The sequence below is a fragment of the Moorena sp. SIO3I6 genome (assembly GCF_010672095.1).
Map to the genome: position 1 here is coordinate 1 of NZ_JAAHHU010001521.1, position 1,192 is coordinate 1,192.

General features: G+C 45.1%; 1 protein-coding gene and 1 pseudogene. One reads left to right on the forward strand and one right to left on the reverse strand.

The annotated features are described in order from the left end of the window. Positions 1–774 precede the first annotated feature (774 nt). Positions 775–939, forward strand: coding sequence for a hypothetical protein (locus F6K49_RS50845; RefSeq protein ID WP_293066115.1), 165 nt, complete (start codon positions 775–777; stop codon positions 937–939). Here F6K49_RS50845 and F6K49_RS50850 read toward each other — a convergent pair. Then, positions 936–1,192 (reverse strand): annotated as a pseudogene (locus F6K49_RS50850) (class I SAM-dependent methyltransferase); the annotation flags it as partial. The gene F6K49_RS50845 and the pseudogene F6K49_RS50850 overlap by 4 nt on opposite strands.

The following is a 1,192-nucleotide window of genomic DNA, read 5'->3' on the forward strand; positions in this document are numbered from 1 at the left end:
TCTCATCTTTGCTTCAGGCATAAATAATTAAATAATTCATCGGTTGTTTTTAACCGACTTATTCAGCAAGCCCTTGTTAGAGTCAACTTCTGCCTTCTGCCCTCAGCATAGCTGCCTTGCGGGTAGCGCTATATATCTGACCGAAATTTTGGGTCTCAAGCCCCGTCCTTCTAGGACGGCTTTTGATTAAAATGTGATATAATAAACATGTAGAAAGCGCACAGGTAGGATTCGTCGGTACTGCCAATTTAAAATAACGAGCGTTTTGCGATACTAGTACACGAGGAGCGCGCATACCTCGCCAAAACGCATGGATCTTAACGGATACCGAAACACCAGTAAATAACCTTTTAAGACTAAACGTACCGTGGGGTTAGAAGTTACCGTAAGAAGAGTGGAGCCTTATTCAATAAGTTTTAACCCTTTTACCCATAGCCGACTAACCATAAAGGCTCCACTCTTCTAAGGTTTCGTCTCCGGCACACGGGAACTGGGGAAACCCAACGCTTAGGGAGATAAGCCCACGCTCGTTTAGTTAAATTAGGCTCAATACTTAGTTTTTAAACGGGTATTTGGTTTAAGTACTGCCTTTGACGGATAACTAATTTAAAGGCGTGTCGTAGAACTAAGAATCCCCGCGCCTTTCGGCAAAGCCGGCGCTACGCGAACAGGCCGGGGAGTGTCAAATCAACCGGTAATGGTGGGCAAAATTCTGTGATCTAGAACTACTCCAGAGCATAATGGTGTTTTTGCCCACCCTACAAGCTCCTATTGATGGGAAGATTCAGCAACCCCATAATTCAACCTTGGCCTTTGGTCACGCTACGCGAACAACCTACTAACCTACCAACCTTCAACCTTCAACCTACCAACCTACCAACCTACCAACCTTCAACCTGCCAACCTTCAACCTTCAACCTTCAACCTTCAACCTCCTAACCTTCAACCAACACGTATCCATAATTCTCCAATCCCATCAATGCCTCTTTAAGCGTATCAAATGCTTTCTCATCAGATATTGACTCCAGTGTTACCGGATCCACTGGGCGCAATCTCTGCCATCGCTCTACTAAAGATGGCATCGACTGAGGGGAATCGAATAGGGGTAATAGACAAGAGGCAACGGCACTGTCTACCAGAGATTGAACTCCACTCACTGGCAGATACCTACTGATTTCAAAAGGCTGTAATT

Bases quoted from the DNA above. Each gene is read 5' to 3' on its own strand.
- F6K49_RS50845 (WP_293066115.1), top strand. From the start codon at position 775: ATGGGAAGATTCAGCAACCCCATAATTCAACCTTGGCCTTTGGTCACG.